Origin of the sequence: Phaeobacter sp. HF9A (assembly GCF_011806385.1) — a bacterium.
Lineage (GTDB): Bacteria > Pseudomonadota > Alphaproteobacteria > Rhodobacterales > Rhodobacteraceae > Epibacterium.
Genome location: NZ_JAATOX010000003.1, coordinates 52,446 through 68,363 on the forward strand (window position 1 = coordinate 52,446; position 15,918 = coordinate 68,363).

Below are 15,918 nucleotides of genomic sequence, written 5' to 3' on the forward strand. Positions count from 1 at the left end.
CACGTTCGAATGTAAAAAATAAGCCGGCGCCACCCGGGGTGCTGCGCAAGCCTATTTTAAGCCAGGCCGACTGCCGTGATCAATCCGCCTTCGTGCGGACAGGTGATCTCACCGCAACGAGCCGACATCGACGAACTACCCGTCGAAGCTGATTGAGTTTGGACAGGTTGCACATCGCGCGGAGCGATGATTTTGGCGAAAAAACTCAATATTTACAATTAGTGTCAATGTATTAACGATTATCTGAACCAAAATATCACCTCTTGCGCCTGTCTGTATGGCTGGCCGCCGGGTATTCGGGTAGGCCAAGCGCGGATGTCTCCTGAATGGTTTTACCTGCGTAGCCCTGTTTGGCTTCTGTGGCTTTGGACTTCAGTTCGGAATATGCGGCGAGGATCTGATCTGAATCGGCGCTATCGGTCCCGGCTTTGGGGTATTGGAGCAATTCCGCTTGCTGCCTGCCGATTTCGGGATCGGCCATCGCCCGGAGGCTCTGGATCTGCGGCAGGCTGTCAAACGGCTGTTCCAACTGCGCAGATACCCAGCTGGTATAGGCGGTCAGGGCAGCCGCCAGATCCAGATCGCCACATCCGGCGATGCGGGCGCGGACCTGACCATAGCCAAAGGCTTTGGCCCGTCCCATCATATGACGATAGCCGTGTTTGTCGTCGAGATCACCAAAGGTAATCGCCCAGACCAAGGCACCGAGTTCAATGGGAGAAATGTTGCGAAAGCGAATGTCGCCGCGAAAGAGCGCGCCTTTTTGGAGAAAGGTCACCTCGCTGCTCATGCGCTCGTCTCGCCCCTGCGCGCTGACTGTCCCGCTGCCCGAGACCTGCGGGAGGCTGACCTCGCTACCTCGCGCGACATAACGCTTTCGGCCTGCAAGGATGGCGTTTTTGTTGTTGAAATCAACCGGGTGCTTGGCGGTGTCGGTGTCTGCTTTCAGGTAAAAGGGCCAATAAGAGGCGCGCGGTCGGGTGGCAGCGTACCGCCTGGGCTGCTGTTCTTCCTTGGCGTTGTCCGATAGGGCAAAGCCGAAACGGACCCGGCTGCGCAAGGCCTTTTGCTGCTTTGTTCGCATCGCCGGGCGGGTGTCTGGCGTTTCAGGCGGTGCCCAGCCCAACAGCGCTTGAACGAGATCATATTCGTCGTCGGATGTGCCATCTGGTTGCGTTCGCGTGATCAGGTCTCGTACAGATTTTTTGTAGGGAACCCGCAAGAACGGCGTCAGGGAGAGTATTGGCGTTTCTCCACAAGTGCTTTGGTTGCCACCAACCTCTGGATTGCGCCAATACACCGGCAGCCCCCAGCGGTTCGGGTCTTTCAGTTGTTCCTTGAGAGACATGCGCTTATCGACCTGGCCAGCATCAGCGGCCTCGGCCTGGTCAAAGCAGATTGCCCGGCCTTCAGCGACGAGAACATCATAGAGGCACTGGGGGGCATTGCCCGTGTCGTTGTCACGTTTGGCGTTGGAGACGCGACTGAGGGAGGCGAGGAAGCGCTCGGCGACGTCTGCATTGATTCGCGTGCCGACGGAGTGAACAGGGTGGTCTTCGAGGTCGGGCCAGGTAAAAATGTACTCTTTCGTTTTCTCTGTTTTGCCTGAGCGCCCGGGCTCCGCTGTTGTGGATGTGACCACAAGCTGCGCGCGGCCATGATCCGGTGAAAGCCCCAGTTCCTCAGCCCTGCACAAACCACCGAGCGCGACTTTATCTATGGCTTCGTGGCGCTCAAAGGCAGTGGCCAGATGCCATTGGTCTTTGCCCATGGGCGAGCCAAGCAAGGGGAGCAAACTGGAAAATTCGATCGGCAGAGTTTGAGCGGCCTGAACCAAGACATAGCTCGGTTTAACCTTTCCGTCAGCATCTTCCAGCACACGAAAAAGCCAACCTCCTTTGGGTTTGCTGTCAGCTTTAGGCTTGACTTGGGTTTTCCAGGTGGCGTCGTTCATATTGCGTGTCGCGGCAGCGCAGTCATCAACGAAATTCAGGCGCGCGAAACAGGCGATCTCCATCACAGAACGGATCATGCCCTTCAAAGTACTACCGGGCAGCGCGAACTGGTCGCCAATTTTGAGCGGGCGGTTGCTATCAGGGGAGGCGTCAGCCGTATCAACTGCATCGCCCCCTCCGACAAGCAGGGGCGTCTCCGCTTGCCATTCAACCTGGAGCGTGCCGGTCAAACTGACTTCGACAGGGCGGCTCAGGTCTAGGTCATCACTTGGTGAGCTCAGCGCTTTTTTTCCAATTTCGACAAACCGGTAAGGCGCGCGGCAAAGGTTGCTAAGGTTGTGCTTGGTGTTGTTGTTACCCATGGTTTTCAACCTCCACAGTAAACCATCCAAATCCGACAGAGGAACCATGCCCAAGCTCAAGCCCCTCAGCTTTGAGGTTGGAAAGCAGCTGGTCGACAAGTTTCGGAGACTCGGGCGTCCCAATGAAATGCCGGGGAACTCGTAGGTCGACCTTGAACTCCGGCTGCCAGGCTGCGCTGCGAACAAACAATGCTGTATCTCGCGCCGCGCCAGTCAGGCGATCAATACTATTGCTGCTGAGTGTGATCGGTTTGCCGGGATTGGTACAGCTGACAGCGCCGATTTGCAGGGCGGCCTTGCGGCCCGCCACACCAAACAATTGTTCGATCTCGCTCAGGCCGTCCAGTAAGGTGTCGCGATCCCTTGCGATATTTGGTTGATCACACGGTTCGGACGCTCTGTTTCGTGAGCGTTCTGCCAACCAGCGGGCCCTGGATCTGAGCGCCCCGGCAATGCTTGATTGCATGAGCTCAGGTTCATCCTTCGCGGTTTTCCGTCCGGTTAGCGTGTTGCCATGGGTGTCTCCGACAGACATGTAGGGGCCATCACACCGCAAATGTAGCGTGAGCCTGGTATGGTTGTCAGAACTAAAGGCGTACCGGTCCATTTCGGTCAAGAGACCTGTGATGTCGCACGACGTTTGCTTTAACGGTCCGTCGGCGTTGGCGGCGAGCTGGCGAATCTCTATGCTCTCGCGGCATAAAAAAACCTGGCCAAATCCTTTAGATGATCCGCCGCCGATCTGAATGCCTTGTTCCAGAACCGCGAGAACAGGAGCGAGTGCCTCAATCTCGGCGCCAAAGTAGTCGGCGCGGAAAATGTACTCAGCGCCGCCCGCGATTTCATCACGGTTGAAGAGCTTATTTTCTTGCGATGCACCTGTCGCAGGGTCCAAGGCAACATGAGTGACGGTGCGAACCTGTTTGACCGAACCACCCATAACGCAGTGATCTATCCAAAGCGTCGCAACATTGCCAACGCCACGTTCATGCTCGCTTCCCTGTCCAAAAAGAGTGCATGTTGCTGGTTCGTCAAGATCGACGAGTGCGCGGCGCAATGCTCCCTTGAGCGAGGATGCAGGTATTATCGGTTGACCGTCGTGCCACCTGACAATCGTAGATACTTCGTGGCCCTCGTCATCCAGTCGGCGGTCGGCGCCACTGACGAACAGATCTGATTTGGCGATAAGGATCGCTTGAACGGCAACGCGGTTTCCGAAGATCATAGTTTTAGCCCCTTGCTCACTAGGGCATGGTCGAAGTCGAACGACACCTGGCCGAACCCGTTTTCTCGAAGGAAGGGAAATTCACGCCAGTCGCGGCTCATACAAGATGCAGGCGGCAAACCATGTTGAAGGATATCGGCAAGCTGAGGCCTATCGACGACTTTCAGACGAAACACTGAGCCGGGCGAGGTCATAATCCAAGGGATATATCCCTTGGGATTGGCGCGATAGCGCAGCGCCAAATAGCCGCCTTTGATATGCTGGCGTGCATAAAAGCGTTCAAGTTGCAGGCCATGCTCTTCAAAATAACTCTGGTATAGCTCCTCGGTAGACGTATTGGAGGCTTTGTCTGGGGCAAACAAGCAGGCTTCGGTTTCGAGGCACAAGTTCACATGTTCAGACGTTGGTGTGATTGGTGCTTCGTCCTCCGTAGCGAGGCCGCGAAGTACTGCGCCGGTTTTCCCAAATCCAGGAATCCCCTGATCGAGCATGGCGAGGATCTCGGATAGGGGGGTGGTTACCGATGGTGGGCGAATGAAGCCGCGCCAATACAGGCCATCAGTTGGAACGACGGCCATTTGCGAGAACAGTTGGCCCGTGCCCTCAGCCCCTTCCAGTCCCGGAACGTAGGCCGAGGTCAGTGTTTCAGACGCAATACGCGTACGGGTGCGACCACTATATCGAATTGCCGGATCGTTTTCCCATTCCGTGCCAAGTGTTCGTGCAAGTGCGGCGCGTACGTCACTCTCCTCGTTCTTCCAGTCGGTTTGATATTTATGATGGCCAGTGCGTTCGTCGCCAGCAAGGCTGCAATAAAGTGATCCCTCGCAAGCAGAAAGTGAGAGAGGAAGAGATCTTCTGCCGTTTGGCTGCGCATGGCTAATCATCATCATTGAGAGGAATTCAGTGGCTTCAATGCCGGCAGCAGATAATGACCGAGCCAGAGTTCCTTTAATCGCACCGCCAGGTAAAATAGCAGAACCGAAGTACATATTTTGCCCATGGCGCTCAGCATCGACAATGAAGGGCCGATCAACGAAATAATCCATGCGCAATCTATGAAGCGGCTTAGCAGCCTTCGCTGGTATGCGTTTTACCTTCTCAAGGCCAAAGGGCTGCGGGGCACCTACCTCAAGCTTAGCCACCCTGCCGAAGCCGACGCTTTTCATTCCGCCCATTGCAAATATCCGTAGTGCTGCACTGGCAATCAGATTTCGAGCTTCTTTCTCGCCAAGGTTTTTAGCACTGGGAATACTGCCGGGAGCGAAAAGCACGTCGCCGTGAAAGGCGACTTCCTGACCGAAGTCGAATGGGCATTCAATGAACTGAAGCGCTCCTTCCTGAGCGGTCCCTAGTTCAGAATCGATGGCAACGCGTACGGTGCGTTTGGGTGCGGTATTGTCGGCGTCGTTGGCAGAGGGGGCTGATTGGAAATCAGGAAAGATGAGGGCCGCCCTTTCAGGTTCATTGTCGACCTGCCATTTCGGGGCGGGCGCCCCGGTTCTTCTATTGCCAGACGGGGTGCCAAAAAGCTCTGCGACATCGTCGTCGTTCAGGATCCGTTCGTGACATAGCTGCTGTGCAGCGGCTAGGAAATTTCCTTTGACCAGCGATGCAGGCAAAACAAAGCGCTCTCCGCTTGCGTCGCGCGCTAGGACCGCATCAAAGCCAGGGCCAGCCGCCGTGTCGCCTGGTGTAAACCATGGTGCGCGTAAGATAATCGTCGTGGGGATGCGCCAACAATAACTCATGTAAGGTGTGCCCTTGGTTGAATATAATCCAGCAGCAGGGCAATTTGGGCAAACTTTACCAGTGGCCGCGCCGTATGTTCTGGGAATAAGCCATCCTTGATGGCGTTGAGCTCCACGTCGGGTATGGCTGGCGCTGTTCTGTCTATATCGGCCAATATTTTCTCAACAATGTCGGTATTGTTGGCATTCACGCGAGCGATGTTTTGACAATATTTGTAGTAGATCTGATGCAGACCCGATCGGCGCAGGCCAGAGAGCATTTTTTCAACCACACCAGGGAGTGCGCAGGCTTCCTCTGCGCCAAGACAGAAGGCCTTGGTCTCCACGACGCCACCAAGCCAATCTGCGCGGAATTGATCTGGCAAGAAATGGATGCGGTCAACGCCTTCATAGGCAATGGCCTGCCAGGCCGCATTCGGCTTGGCTTCCTTTGCGTGATCCGCGAGCTGTTCAGCGGCGGCCTTGAGGTCGCGGATCGGTGCGTTGTGGGGACCAAATGCCAAACCAGTCGCAAACGTCAGCTCTTCCCCGTCCGGCGTTTGCCACTTTTTCACGGCCGCGTGTATTTCCTGCGCGAGTTCCCAGCCCTTCCACGCCGGGAGGACGAAGGTAAATTCATCCCCGCCCCAAAGTAGTGTTTCAAACCGCGCGAGCGCCCCGCTTGCATCGCGCATCTCTTTGTCGGCGCGGATCCAGGTCAGAATCTGCGCCAACAGGCCCGCCTTCAGGATGTCCAAATAATTGGAAAGGGCGCGATATTCCTCCATGTCGCGGACATTTAGTCTGAGTTTACCGAAGGAGTTTCCGTCCATATTGAGAACGCATATGTTCGAGCGGAGGCTGATCGGCAGCCCGGGCGGTGGCGCGTGAACGAGGTCCTGAAAGTCGCTCGCAAAGCGCAACGGCTCCGCCTTTGCACTCTCCGTTGCTTGTTCAATCTGCTCCAGGGCCGCTTTGACGGCAGGCAAGGTTCGCCAATCCTCCCGCAGCGATGTTGCCGCGACGCGTGCATGTTCGAGGACGTCACCATAAAATTTCGGCTTCTCTCGGGTGCCAACGATCCGGCGGCGCTTTGCTGTTATGGAGGTGGGGCGGCCCTTTTCAGAGTGTTTGGCATCCGCTGCGTGGAGGCCAGTATAGGCGCATACGACGCTCTCTGTCCGGTGGCCGTTCAACTCGGTCGTTAGCGCGGGAACGATGCAGGAAAGACGCTGTAGCTGCGAACGGCCGAGCGCTGTGTCAAGGGCGGCTATAATCGCGCGAGGAGACGTTTGTTTCGGGCCGGTGGGGCAATGCCATGCGACGTTGAACAGCATGAGGTCAAAGGGCCAGTCTTGCTGCGGGCTGCTCAAAAAGCCCCGCACGGCGTCGCAGATCGCCTCGCATTGCGCCGGATCCAGCGAAGGTGCGCGCGCATTCTGGTCACCACATTTATACAGAATCTGGCCCGCAATATTCTCGACATCCGCCTCCCCGCCCAACATCAGCGTTGATATGACGGATCGCGCCGCGTCGCGAAGGGAGGCATCTGACAGGGCGTGCTTTGCCGTCTCGGCGGCCTGCTGAAGCGCCTTGTTCCATTTCGCCTTTTTGATGCTCTTTGGTGGCTTGATGGCCTGCCCCTTTATCGTCAGCTCTGTGCGTTCCTCCCTTTTGCTGGCGGACCACAGTAATTCAGAGGCAGAGGACTGGATCCAGCGAAAATCAAACGCGGGAAAGGCGGACGCCAGATGATCCTGCAATTTAGCGGGCGCCGCCAAAAGCGTCAGAGAGGCCCCGCGCGTGATTGACAAATCACCGGTGTCATACACAGTCTGGCCAAACGCATAAGGGGCACATTTGAAATAGGTGAGACCAAGTTTCTCCATAAAAATCTCCTCAATCAATGCATCCAGCATTGCCTAGCTCTTTCGTGTGAGCAAGAAATAATACTGAGGTGCCGAGATTTTACCGCCCGCTGAGAGAGGAAAGGGGCGCCAGATCTGCGAAGTAAGGCGCCGAACTTTTGAATTCACCTTCAGAAATGGCGTAGAGAATTGATAATAAATACAAATATAGCCTTTGATCACAATTTTTATCAAAAATTGGCGCAGGTTTCCTGTATTCGGGCTGCTTGCAATCGGAATGCGGGAAAATTTCATATTGATTTGAGTGCACTCCGGCGGGTAAGGTGAGATCACCTGTCCGCACGAAGGCGGATTGAAACGCAGCCCAATGAGCTGCACTATTTTAGCGGCTAGGGTGAGATCACCTGTCCGCACGAAGGCGGATTGAAACATATCTCCTTATGTCTACCAAAAACCGAAAGCATGGAGGTGAGATCACCTGTCCGCACGAAGGCGGATTGAAACGGCCAGCTCGCGTTGGATCTGTTCCTCCTCTGGGTGAGATCACCTGTCCGCACGAAGGCGGATTGAAACCCCATGAGCCCGAAGGCCATGGCCATTGCCGCGAAGGTGAGATCACCTGTCCGCACGAAGGCGGATTGAAACAACGTCACTTCAACCCCCTGATCCAAAATGTAGGTGAGATCACCTGTCCGCACGAAGGCGGCTTTCCGATGGGGTCTTTGGTCTTGCGTATCCCGCGCACCGGCAGGGCGGGTCAGAAAAGCCAGTAGCCCTCGTCGCTTTCAAACGGTGCGGCGTCGCCGAACACCCGGCTGCGCCGCTCCCCGTCATGGCCGATCACGTAAAGCCGCAGGCTGTCGCCCTCGCCAAGATGCGCCGCCAACTGCTGGCACAGCGCCTCCGCCGTCTGGCGACTCATCCGTGTTTCAAACACCGAGTACTGAACCCGCGTCGCCGCATCCTCCAACAGGCGGGCGATTTTGCGGCGCCGTTTGTTTGATGACACATCGTAGCTGAAGACGGTCAGCATCTCTCCGCGAGGCATGGTCAGGCCTCCATCAGGTAGGGGGCAAAACGGTTCGGCTCGCCGGCGCGCAGGGCCTTGGCGAAGTCCTGCGCCTGCCGCTTCATCATCGGGCGCCAGGCCAGTTTGATCTTGCGCCCCGGCGCAGTGACCTGACGGGCGACGGCGGCCTCATAGCCCGCGATCAGCGCGCGCCTGCCAGCGCTGGTTATGCGCATGCCGGTCTCTGTCGGGGTGAACATCTCGGGGCGCAATCTGCGGGCGTTGAAGAGAAACGCCGCTTGTCCTTCGGTCAATGGGGCGCGGAATGGCTCCATCAGGTCATAGACGCAGCCTTCGGACCGGTCGCGGGGGCGGTGCAGAATGCCAAAGCCGGGGTGCAGCCCGGCCGCAAGGACCGCAGCGCGGATGTCCCGCTCCAGGATTGCCGAGAGGTAGTTAATCGCGGAGTTCAGCGGATCCTGCGCCGGCCTCTGGCGTCGAAAAGGTGTGGTCGCACCTTCGGTGAGCCGCCCGAGGGCGGGCCAATATTCGGCCGCGCAGACGCCTTCAATGCCACGGATCGCCGCGACGTCATGCAGATGCGGCAGTTTGCGCAGGTGGCGTTGCATGCGTGCCAGCGTGGCAGTGACCTCTGCATCTTCGCGGGTCCGGTTGAGGCGAAAGAGCTGCGTGCGCTGGTTGCGAATGCGTGCATCGACCAATGCGCGCGCAACATTGGCTGATGCGGCGGCGTCCAGGGTTACCGCAGCCTGCGCGAGCTGCAATTCCGCCGCATCTCCGGGTGAGGCCGTCAGTATCCCCAATGTCTCGCCCTGCGCGTTCACAAAGGCGAGATCCGTATCGGTCGCCAAGGCATGCTCGATGGCGGCACTGTCTGCATCTGTGCCGGGGCCAAGCTCGATCCGGTCGACCCGCGTGTGGGCGATCGCGGCCAGCTCCTTGCCATCACCGTTTTCGACCGAAAAGGAGAGGTTGCGCAGAGACAGACGCCGCCCGCGCTCGGTCAGATACAAGACCCGGGCCCCTCGGTCGTATCCTGCGCGCCCGTCCTTTGCCACCTGTTCGGCAGTCTGCAAATCCTGCTCCGCGACCTGTCGCAGCAGCCCGACCAAATCCTCTTCGGGGTCGTTGACCTGCGGCAGGGTGAAGGAGCGCACAAAAAGCTGGCCTAGAAATGCAAAGCCACGGTCGAAATCCCGAACCCGTGTGCCATCCGCATGCAGATCAAGGCCCAGTTCGGCCAGGAGCGCCTCTACCTCTTCGAGCGCGGCCTCGGCGCTCGCGCGTTTTTTGCAGAGCACGACAAAATCATCGGCGAAGCGAATTATGCGGACACCGCGACCGTGGATTTCTTCGTCGAGCTCGTCGAGATACAGATTGGCCAATAGCGGTGACAGGGCGGACCCCTGCGCCAGTCCTCGCCCCATGATGCCACTTTCCTGGCCTTGATGTTCCAGGATCAGGGCGATCAGATCAATGATCGGCTCCGCGCCGGGCTCTCTCTCAAGCGCGGCTTCGAGTTTTTTCAGCAGGGTTTCGTGCCGAACGGCGTCAAAGAAGCCTACGATATCCGCCTCGATCACATGCCAATATCCCGCGTCCCGCAGGTCTGCCACGGCCGCAACGGCCTGTTTTACCGAACGTCCGGGGCGATAGGCAAAGCTGCCTGCCTCGAACTGAGGGTCGAGCACCGGTGACAGCACCTGAGAGAGCGCCGTGTGGACCACCCGGTCGGACACGCTGGGAATGCGCAGGCGGCGATGGCCGCCCTTCGTCTTGGGGATGTCAACCGTGCGATAGGGCAGCGGACGCCAGCTGCCATCACCCAGGTCGGCGGACAATTGGGTCAGGCGACGACCTGCTCCAGACTGAAACTGCACCAGCGACATCCCATCGCCGCCCGCCGCGCCGCTGTTGCTGCGAACCTTCTCCCAGGCGCGATCAAGCTGCGGCAGCGACAGAAGTCTTTGCCAAAGGTCCGAAAGGCGCGCTACCGTCATAAGCGGCTCCAATCCTGGGTTTTGGGGCGTGGAAAAACTGAATTAGGTTCAGAAATATTACAACGTCATGATATCCATATCAAAAATAGAAATATCTTTCAATGAAGAGGTGCGAGTGTTGGCTTGTAGCACTGAAAAAGCACTTTGCTCCGGGAGAGGGAGGGATTTTTTTATTGATTTCCTGCTGATGCAACACCTAAGATTGGATCACCTGTCCGCATGAAGGCGGATTGAAACGTGGGCTTTTTGCCCAGCGGATTACCTGGTGATTGGATCACCTGTCCGCATGAAGGCGGATTGAAACTTCTTCCTTCTCAGATATTCACCTGAGAGACGATTGGATCACCTGTCCGCATGAAGGCGGATTGAAACTACCGCCGGACGATACTTTCGCCCTGGACGGAGATTGGATCACCTGTCCGCATGAAGGCGGATTGAAACCCTTTGCTTGTTGGTAGGCGGTGAGGGCGGATTGGATCACCTGTCCGCATGATGGCATGATGGTGGATTGGGCTGTTAGTGCGGGAGCGCGCCGGGCGAAAGCCGGATGCGGCCCAGCCCCTCTACCGCGTGGCGCCCGATGTGGCCGCGTTCCGCCAGCAACAGGAGCGGCCACAGCTCCGCGAGTTCTCCGCCAAACAGGATCTGTCCCTTGATGGTCTTATCTCTGCGCTGCTGTGCATGGCGGTTGGCGCTGCTGTATTGCCCGAGGCGAACATTTGTCATGTCAAAGCGCAGCGCGCGCGTTTGCTGCGCCAGGCGGGCGCCGACCTCTGGATCAAGCACAACACCGCACCACCGGCTCAGCCCATCCACCCGCCGCAGCGCTCGCGCCAATATGCTGTGGGGCTGTTCGATGACATTTGTCCCTGTCGCATCCATCGGCGATAAAAACTCCAGCCGGGCCAGCGTGACCGGATGATGGGTCACGGTAGAAAATCCAGACGCGGCACCGGAATATGTGGATATCTCTCGCTGGACAATTTGCGGCGGCCCTTCCAGGGCGCGCGCAATTTTGCTCCAGGGCAATATCGTGCGGATCCCCGTAACCAGAGCCTCGAACGCGACCAGGGCCCAGTCGATGGCCATGCCAAAAATGCGCAAGCTGACCATCAAGTCATCACCGTCGGGCCAAGTCGAGATCACATAGGGTTTGGGCAACCCATCACCGCGCGCACCGCGCAATTGCTCGCGGCGAAAGACATCCAGTGCGCAGGGGGGATCCCATGGACAGGCGGCACCAGCTTGCGCTTCCGGCGAGGCCCCGGGACCCAGGGCGCCTAGGAATGATCGTCGAAGATGAGACCCGATCCTGAGATACGTGTGCCCTGCACCGGGAAGGCGTAATGTCAGCGTTTGATCCACCCAGGCTGACAGCAGCCGGTGTGGGTCACGCTGGACCTCTGCATCAGCCAGCGCTGCGGCCAATCCTGTGAGCGTTGTCGTCGTCATTCTGCAAAGAATGACGAGAGATGCACCAGAGCACAAGCGTCCGTCGCCAGCGTTTTTCAGAGATAACGTGCCCATCCCGATGGGGCCGCGTTTATGGCAAGAGCTTACGGGGTATTTGCTTTGAGCATATGTATGTACCAGCTGCCGTTCGCAAGTGAGATATTAAAGCGTCCTGCCGAAGACCTGAAGCGCTGGGCTTCCTGCGGGGCTGATTTTGTGATTCATCCTGTTTGGGAGGATGGATCATGTCAGCACCATTGCCAGAAGCGCTGCGGGAGCGGTTTCAGAGATTGGTTGAAGAAGGGTTGAGCGGTCGCGCGGCGGCGTTGCGGTTGCAGCTTTCGCCTGCGACGGGCGCGCGTTGGGGACTTGCGATCCGACGCACCGGCAGGGCACGAGCAGCTCCGCAGGGTCGGCCGAAGGGCAAGGGAAAACCGGACCCTCTCCGATGCGCTGTTCTCGATCCTTCACGGGATGGACCGGTATATCACCCGTCGCAATGGCGTGGACTGGGTCGAAAACCCAGCCGACCCCGAAGAGAACTTTGCTGACAAGTGGGAAGAGCACTCTGAACGCCGGGATGCATTCTATGAGTGGCTTCAGCAGGCCCGCGGTGATTCCGCATCGGCACATCAGGCGCTCACCGCAGACGGTGTCGGTGCCGTCCTCAGCGAACGCATGGGGCAGGGTCTGGTCGAACGAGCACTGGGGCGTCGCAATCCGGCCAAAAAGCCGGGTGCTACTGCGCGGCTGGTCCGTGCGGCCAATCTTCTCCTTACGCCCGCCTATATGCGAAAGCCGCGGTGGCCGCAGGCTGCGGAAGGTCGCGTGAATATTAGCGCCGCGACCTTTACGCAGCAGGGATTCAGGCCGCAGAGCTTCGTGAGCAACGGCGCGCCGCTTCCCAGAAATTGCAGCCTGCGCTTCGAGGCGGACACGACGGTGACCGGGCGTTTCAAGGTCTACTGGCAGGTCGTGAACACCGGGCGGGAAGCCGAGGATGCGGATTGCTTACGTGGGGGCTTTAGCCCGGACGCGGCGGTCCGGGGTGGTCTGACCCATTCTGAGAGCACCCTCTATAGGTGACATAGATGAAGCTGGCGGATTTATCGGTCATTTTTCGTTCCTTTCAAGTTCCTGTTTGAGGTCGTGGAGAAGGCCCAGACGGCCTTCCTCGAATTTCCGGATCCAGCGCGCGTAAACCTCGTAGAGCGGGACCGGGTTGATGAAATGCAGTTTCTCGCGCCCTCGACGGTGGGTGCTGATCAGATTGGCCTGCTCAAGAAGGCCGAGATGCTGGATCACGGATTGGCGTTTCATATCCATGGAGGTGCAGAGCTGCCCAAGTGCCTGCCTAAAGGTGGATGCCCTACACAGGCTCAGCACCCGCTTCGACACAGGGCGATGCGGGATTCAGGCTTCGAGGACCGAACGGCGCAAAGGACGAATTCCTTCTCGCCGCCATCGCCCAGAACCTTCGGAAACTCGCCAAGCTCCGCACGCAGTGCGTCCAAAAGGAGGTCAGCGCATGACCTGAAAGGTCAAAATAGCCGGTCTCCGGCAAACCAACTGGCGAAAGCCGGGATCAGACGGCTGCTATGTCTTCAGCAGCGTGAAAATCCCACAAAACACACCGACTTTTTCAACAGTATCCGCCCTTCGTGCTCCCGCTGCCCGTCCCGCTGCGCCGACCAGGGTCGACCGGTTGGGCTGCCAACTACGTCAAGCACATTGTCAGCGGGTGTGGGGCGGAATGGCCGAAAACGCTTGATGGTACTTCTTTGGGTGCTGGAATGGCGGTATACTTCTCTTCGATGAAATTAATTTTCCTTAAAAACAATGAGTTGAAGTTGGCGCAATGGCAAAATTATGGGTGGGTCCACAGGGATTGTTGTTTGTGGTGTGTCACACGACATGACCTAAACGTCTCAAAAGGTCATTTTGGCTGAGAAGATGAAAAAAACGGCCTCGGAGCAATCCGAGGCCGTTTGCGTATGTGGTGGGGAGTGGCGAACGGCGAAAGGGCTCGACTTGAGAGGCCGGAGAGTATCGACGCGAGGGGCGGATTGTGTTGAAAAACTCTCATGCAGCGCTTTGAGGTCAAATTTGGTAGAACAATATTCCGAATTATTCAAATTCTAGCAGCATCACGGGGTGCAATCAGCTCGTCGAGGAATCGCTTCCCATATTTCCGAAATTTGCAAATGCAGCAAAGAGTTTTTCAACGGAATGGGCGGAGAGCCGACTTTCGCTGCGCTCTGGACGAACGGCAGCAGTGCGCAGATAGCGACATTTGCAAAGTCTTAGTTCCTGCCAGCTGGGTCGCGGTCCCACGCTGCACGAGCACTAGAAGAAGCCACCGTTCGCTGCACTTGCAGCTGTAAGGCAACATCTATGGTCCGATGAGCGGGACAAAGCCGTCGTTAATCTTCCGGACCACCGAGCAAGTTCATCCTGCATTGACGATCAGCGCCACCCCTACAACTGCACAGATCGCGCCGATCCAAGCCAATCCTGGAGGACGGGCTTTGCCCAAAACCCAGATCAGGGGCAGAATGATCAGAGGAGTTGTTGCGGTGAGTGTGGAGACGACTCCAACTGGACCATCGCTTAATGCGTAGAGCTGCAAAGTCATTCCAAGCCCGGTGCCAATTGCTGCACTCAAAAACACTTGATGTGCGACCGGTTTCGGCATCGACCTAATCTGCGCTTTCCTTTCCGAGGACAGGACCACAGGTAGCAACAAACTGAGCGATCCGGCCAGCGACCGAACGAATGTCGCCGAAGCCAGATCAGCCCCGTCGAGCATGACGGGCGCAGCGACAAGCACGCTTCCCGCCTGTGATAGTGCAGACGCCAAACCAAAAAGGATGCCGCCGGTCACGTTGCTGCTTTCACCCGAGAAACGGGTTAATGCACCGAAGTTACGCGAAAAAATAGCCAAGACGAGGCCCCCGAAAACGATGGCAGTGCCGAGCAGAGAAAGTCCGCTCACGACCTGCCCCAAAACAAAAAATCCAAGAACCAACGCAAAAGGCGCAGTGGTCGTGTTCAACAGCGATTGAAGAGCAGGTCCGATGCGCGCTAACGACGAGTAGCGCAGTGTGTCCGCGAGAAAGACACCCAGAATTCCCGATACAACCAGTAGCGAAATATCTGACAAGTCGAGCGACGGATCGAAACCCGCGATAAGAACCAGAACGCCAAAACCGACAGCTACAATCGACATTCGCACGAAACTGAATACTACCGCGCCCAAAGTCTTGGCTGCATCGTAGGCAAGAAGGCTCGAAATCGCGAAGCAGGTGGCCGTTCCGATAGCTGCAAATATCCAGAAATATGTCAAAAGAGCGGGTCCTAAGCTGAGGGTTCATGACCAGTCTGGAATCTCAACCTAACTTGAGGTCAAGGAAATTCTCGCTCGCTGAGGATACCACTCCGAGATGGTAGGTGTGGGCTCAGAGCCGCCTTGCGGCGCTGCGGCAGCCGGGTGGCGGCGAACCCGCACCGGATCCAAGCCGCCAGATGACGCCAACCAGCCCAATCACGACATTCATGCAGGGTGCAGCGAAGGCGCTGCTGCGAGCGCGAGAGCTTTTCCCAAAAGCCGCCGTTCAGCAGGCGGTGGCGGCCCTGGCTGATGCTGCGGTCAGCTCCAGGGGCAGCGAAGCGCAGAGAGCGTACTTTGCAAAGTCGCGGGATCTGGCGGCACGGCTTAGGCTGAACGCCGCACACGCAAACGCAAAAGCCGCCCTTCGCCGCAGGTGCAGCCTACACTCAGGGTCGAACGGTAGAGACGCGGGACAGAGCAGCCATTCATCACAATGGTTTGAGTGTCCGCAAATACTTACTCAGGATGCCCGACATTCTGGGGTGCATCATCGCAGATTTCATACCATGAGGGTTTTTCGCCAACGAATTCGTGTAATTGATTCACAAGGTCCAGATCGCCATCCAGAGTGTTCGCGGCAATTGGAAAACTGTCTTCAGCCGATAAAATCTCACCCAAGGACGTGCCACAGATTTTGCAGAAGCAGCGCGGGTAGATGTAGGGCGCAACCGGCTCGAACACCTGCACGCAGTCTTTGCCTGATATCCATTTCACGTCTTCGCCTTTGACAAATGCAATCGCACTTGCGCCAACTTTTCGGCACCGCGAGCAGTGGCAAGTTCCGACAAATGAAGGTGGGTTTGCCAGCTCAAATTGAACGGCTTGGCAGCAGCAACTTCCTTTAATCATGGTGGTCTCACTTTCTGTTTAAAGCACCGTCCTGTCATGTTTTCTGAGCGCGATAA

Annotated in this window: 11 protein-coding genes and 2 CRISPR repeat arrays; of the genes, 1 reads left to right on the forward strand and 10 read right to left on the reverse strand. The window is 57.4% G+C overall.

Annotated features, from left to right (window positions below; genetic code table 11):
- Positions 1–256: 256 nt before the first annotated feature.
- The 7 genes from HCZ87_RS00805 to cas6 all read right to left on the reverse strand — a co-directional run bounded on the left by HCZ87_RS00805 (position 257) and on the right by cas6 (position 11,598).
- Positions 257–2,317, reverse strand: a complete 2,061-nt coding sequence (locus HCZ87_RS00805; protein WP_167641863.1) for a TIGR03986 family CRISPR-associated RAMP protein — start codon at positions 2,315–2,317, stop codon at positions 257–259.
- On the reverse strand, positions 2,310–3,542 hold the full coding sequence (locus HCZ87_RS00810) for an RAMP superfamily CRISPR-associated protein (protein WP_167641864.1): 1,233 nt from the start codon (positions 3,540–3,542) through the stop codon (positions 2,310–2,312). Before HCZ87_RS00810 ends, HCZ87_RS00805 begins: the two co-directional genes overlap by 8 nt.
- Complete coding sequence (locus HCZ87_RS00815) at positions 3,539–5,293, reverse strand: RAMP superfamily CRISPR-associated protein (RefSeq protein ID WP_167641865.1); 1,755 nt, start codon at positions 5,291–5,293, stop codon at positions 3,539–3,541. Before HCZ87_RS00815 ends, HCZ87_RS00810 begins: the two co-directional genes overlap by 4 nt.
- Positions 5,290–7,191: a hypothetical protein gene (locus HCZ87_RS00820; RefSeq protein WP_167641866.1), complete on the reverse strand. Its 1,902-nt coding sequence runs from the start codon at positions 7,189–7,191 to the stop codon at positions 5,290–5,292. Before HCZ87_RS00820 ends, HCZ87_RS00815 begins: the two co-directional genes overlap by 4 nt.
- 271 nt (positions 7,192–7,462) lie before the next feature.
- A CRISPR array of direct repeats spans positions 7,463–7,854; the repeat unit is 37 nt; unit sequence GGTGAGATCACCTGTCCGCACGAAGGCGGATTGAAAC.
- A gap of 43 nt (positions 7,855–7,897) precedes the next feature.
- Complete coding sequence (cas2, locus tag HCZ87_RS00825; protein ID WP_167641867.1) at positions 7,898–8,188, reverse strand: CRISPR-associated endonuclease Cas2; 291 nt, start codon at positions 8,186–8,188, stop codon at positions 7,898–7,900.
- A 2-nt stretch (positions 8,189–8,190) separates the two neighbouring features.
- Positions 8,191–10,170 carry a CRISPR-associated endonuclease Cas1 gene (gene cas1 / locus HCZ87_RS00830; RefSeq protein ID WP_167641868.1) on the reverse strand — a complete coding sequence of 660 codons (1,980 nt, stop codon included), beginning with the start codon at positions 10,168–10,170 and terminating at the stop codon, positions 8,191–8,193.
- Between the two features lie 200 nt (positions 10,171–10,370).
- A CRISPR array of direct repeats spans positions 10,371–10,677; the repeat unit is 37 nt; unit sequence GATTGGATCACCTGTCCGCATGAAGGCGGATTGAAAC.
- Positions 10,678–10,686: 9 nt separating this feature from the next.
- On the reverse strand, positions 10,687–11,598 hold the full coding sequence (cas6, locus tag HCZ87_RS00835) for a CRISPR system precrRNA processing endoribonuclease RAMP protein Cas6 (protein WP_167641869.1): 912 nt from the start codon (positions 11,596–11,598) through the stop codon (positions 10,687–10,689).
- Between the two features lie 498 nt (positions 11,599–12,096).
- Here cas6 and HCZ87_RS00840 point away from each other — a divergent pair, with 498 nt between their 5' ends.
- Entirely contained in the window at positions 12,097–12,708 is a 612-nt protein-coding gene (locus HCZ87_RS00840; RefSeq protein ID WP_167641870.1) for a hypothetical protein, read from the forward strand.
- A 27-nt stretch (positions 12,709–12,735) separates the two neighbouring features.
- Here the strand turns inward: HCZ87_RS00840 and HCZ87_RS00845 are convergent, their stop codons facing one another.
- From HCZ87_RS00845 to HCZ87_RS00855, 3 genes are all read right to left on the reverse strand, one after another.
- Positions 12,736–12,948, reverse strand: coding sequence for a hypothetical protein (locus HCZ87_RS00845; protein WP_217701924.1), 213 nt, complete (start codon positions 12,946–12,948; stop codon positions 12,736–12,738).
- A gap of 1,123 nt (positions 12,949–14,071) precedes the next feature.
- The gene (locus HCZ87_RS00850; protein ID WP_167641871.1) at positions 14,072–14,968 is read right to left on the reverse strand and encodes a DMT family transporter; all 897 of its coding nucleotides are present in this window, start codon (positions 14,966–14,968) and stop codon (positions 14,072–14,074) included.
- Between the two features lie 501 nt (positions 14,969–15,469).
- Positions 15,470–15,862: a GFA family protein gene (locus tag HCZ87_RS00855; RefSeq protein WP_167641872.1), complete on the reverse strand. Its 393-nt coding sequence runs from the start codon at positions 15,860–15,862 to the stop codon at positions 15,470–15,472.
- Positions 15,863–15,918 lie beyond the last annotated feature (56 nt).

Excerpts from the sequence above, each read along its gene's own strand:
- HCZ87_RS00840 (WP_167641870.1), top strand. The coding sequence starts at position 12,097 with ATGGACCGGTATATCACCCGTCGCAATGGCGTGGACTGGGTCGAAAAC.
- cas2 (WP_167641867.1), bottom strand. The coding sequence starts at position 8,188 with ATGCCTCGCGGAGAGATGCTGACCGTCTTCAGCTACGATGTGTCATCA.
- HCZ87_RS00845 (WP_217701924.1), bottom strand. The coding sequence starts at position 12,948 with ATGGATATGAAACGCCAATCCGTGATCCAGCATCTCGGCCTTCTTGAG.
- cas1 (WP_167641868.1), bottom strand. The coding sequence starts at position 10,170 with ATGACGGTAGCGCGCCTTTCGGACCTTTGGCAAAGACTTCTGTCGCTG.
- HCZ87_RS00810 (WP_167641864.1), bottom strand. The coding sequence starts at position 3,542 with ATGATCTTCGGAAACCGCGTTGCCGTTCAAGCGATCCTTATCGCCAAA.
- HCZ87_RS00820 (WP_167641866.1), bottom strand. The coding sequence starts at position 7,191 with ATGCTGGATGCATTGATTGAGGAGATTTTTATGGAGAAACTTGGTCTC.
- HCZ87_RS00815 (WP_167641865.1), bottom strand. The coding sequence starts at position 5,293 with ATGAGTTATTGTTGGCGCATCCCCACGACGATTATCTTACGCGCACCA.
- HCZ87_RS00855 (WP_167641872.1), bottom strand. The coding sequence starts at position 15,862 with ATGATTAAAGGAAGTTGCTGCTGCCAAGCCGTTCAATTTGAGCTGGCA.
- HCZ87_RS00805 (WP_167641863.1), bottom strand. The coding sequence starts at position 2,317 with ATGGGTAACAACAACACCAAGCACAACCTTAGCAACCTTTGCCGCGCG.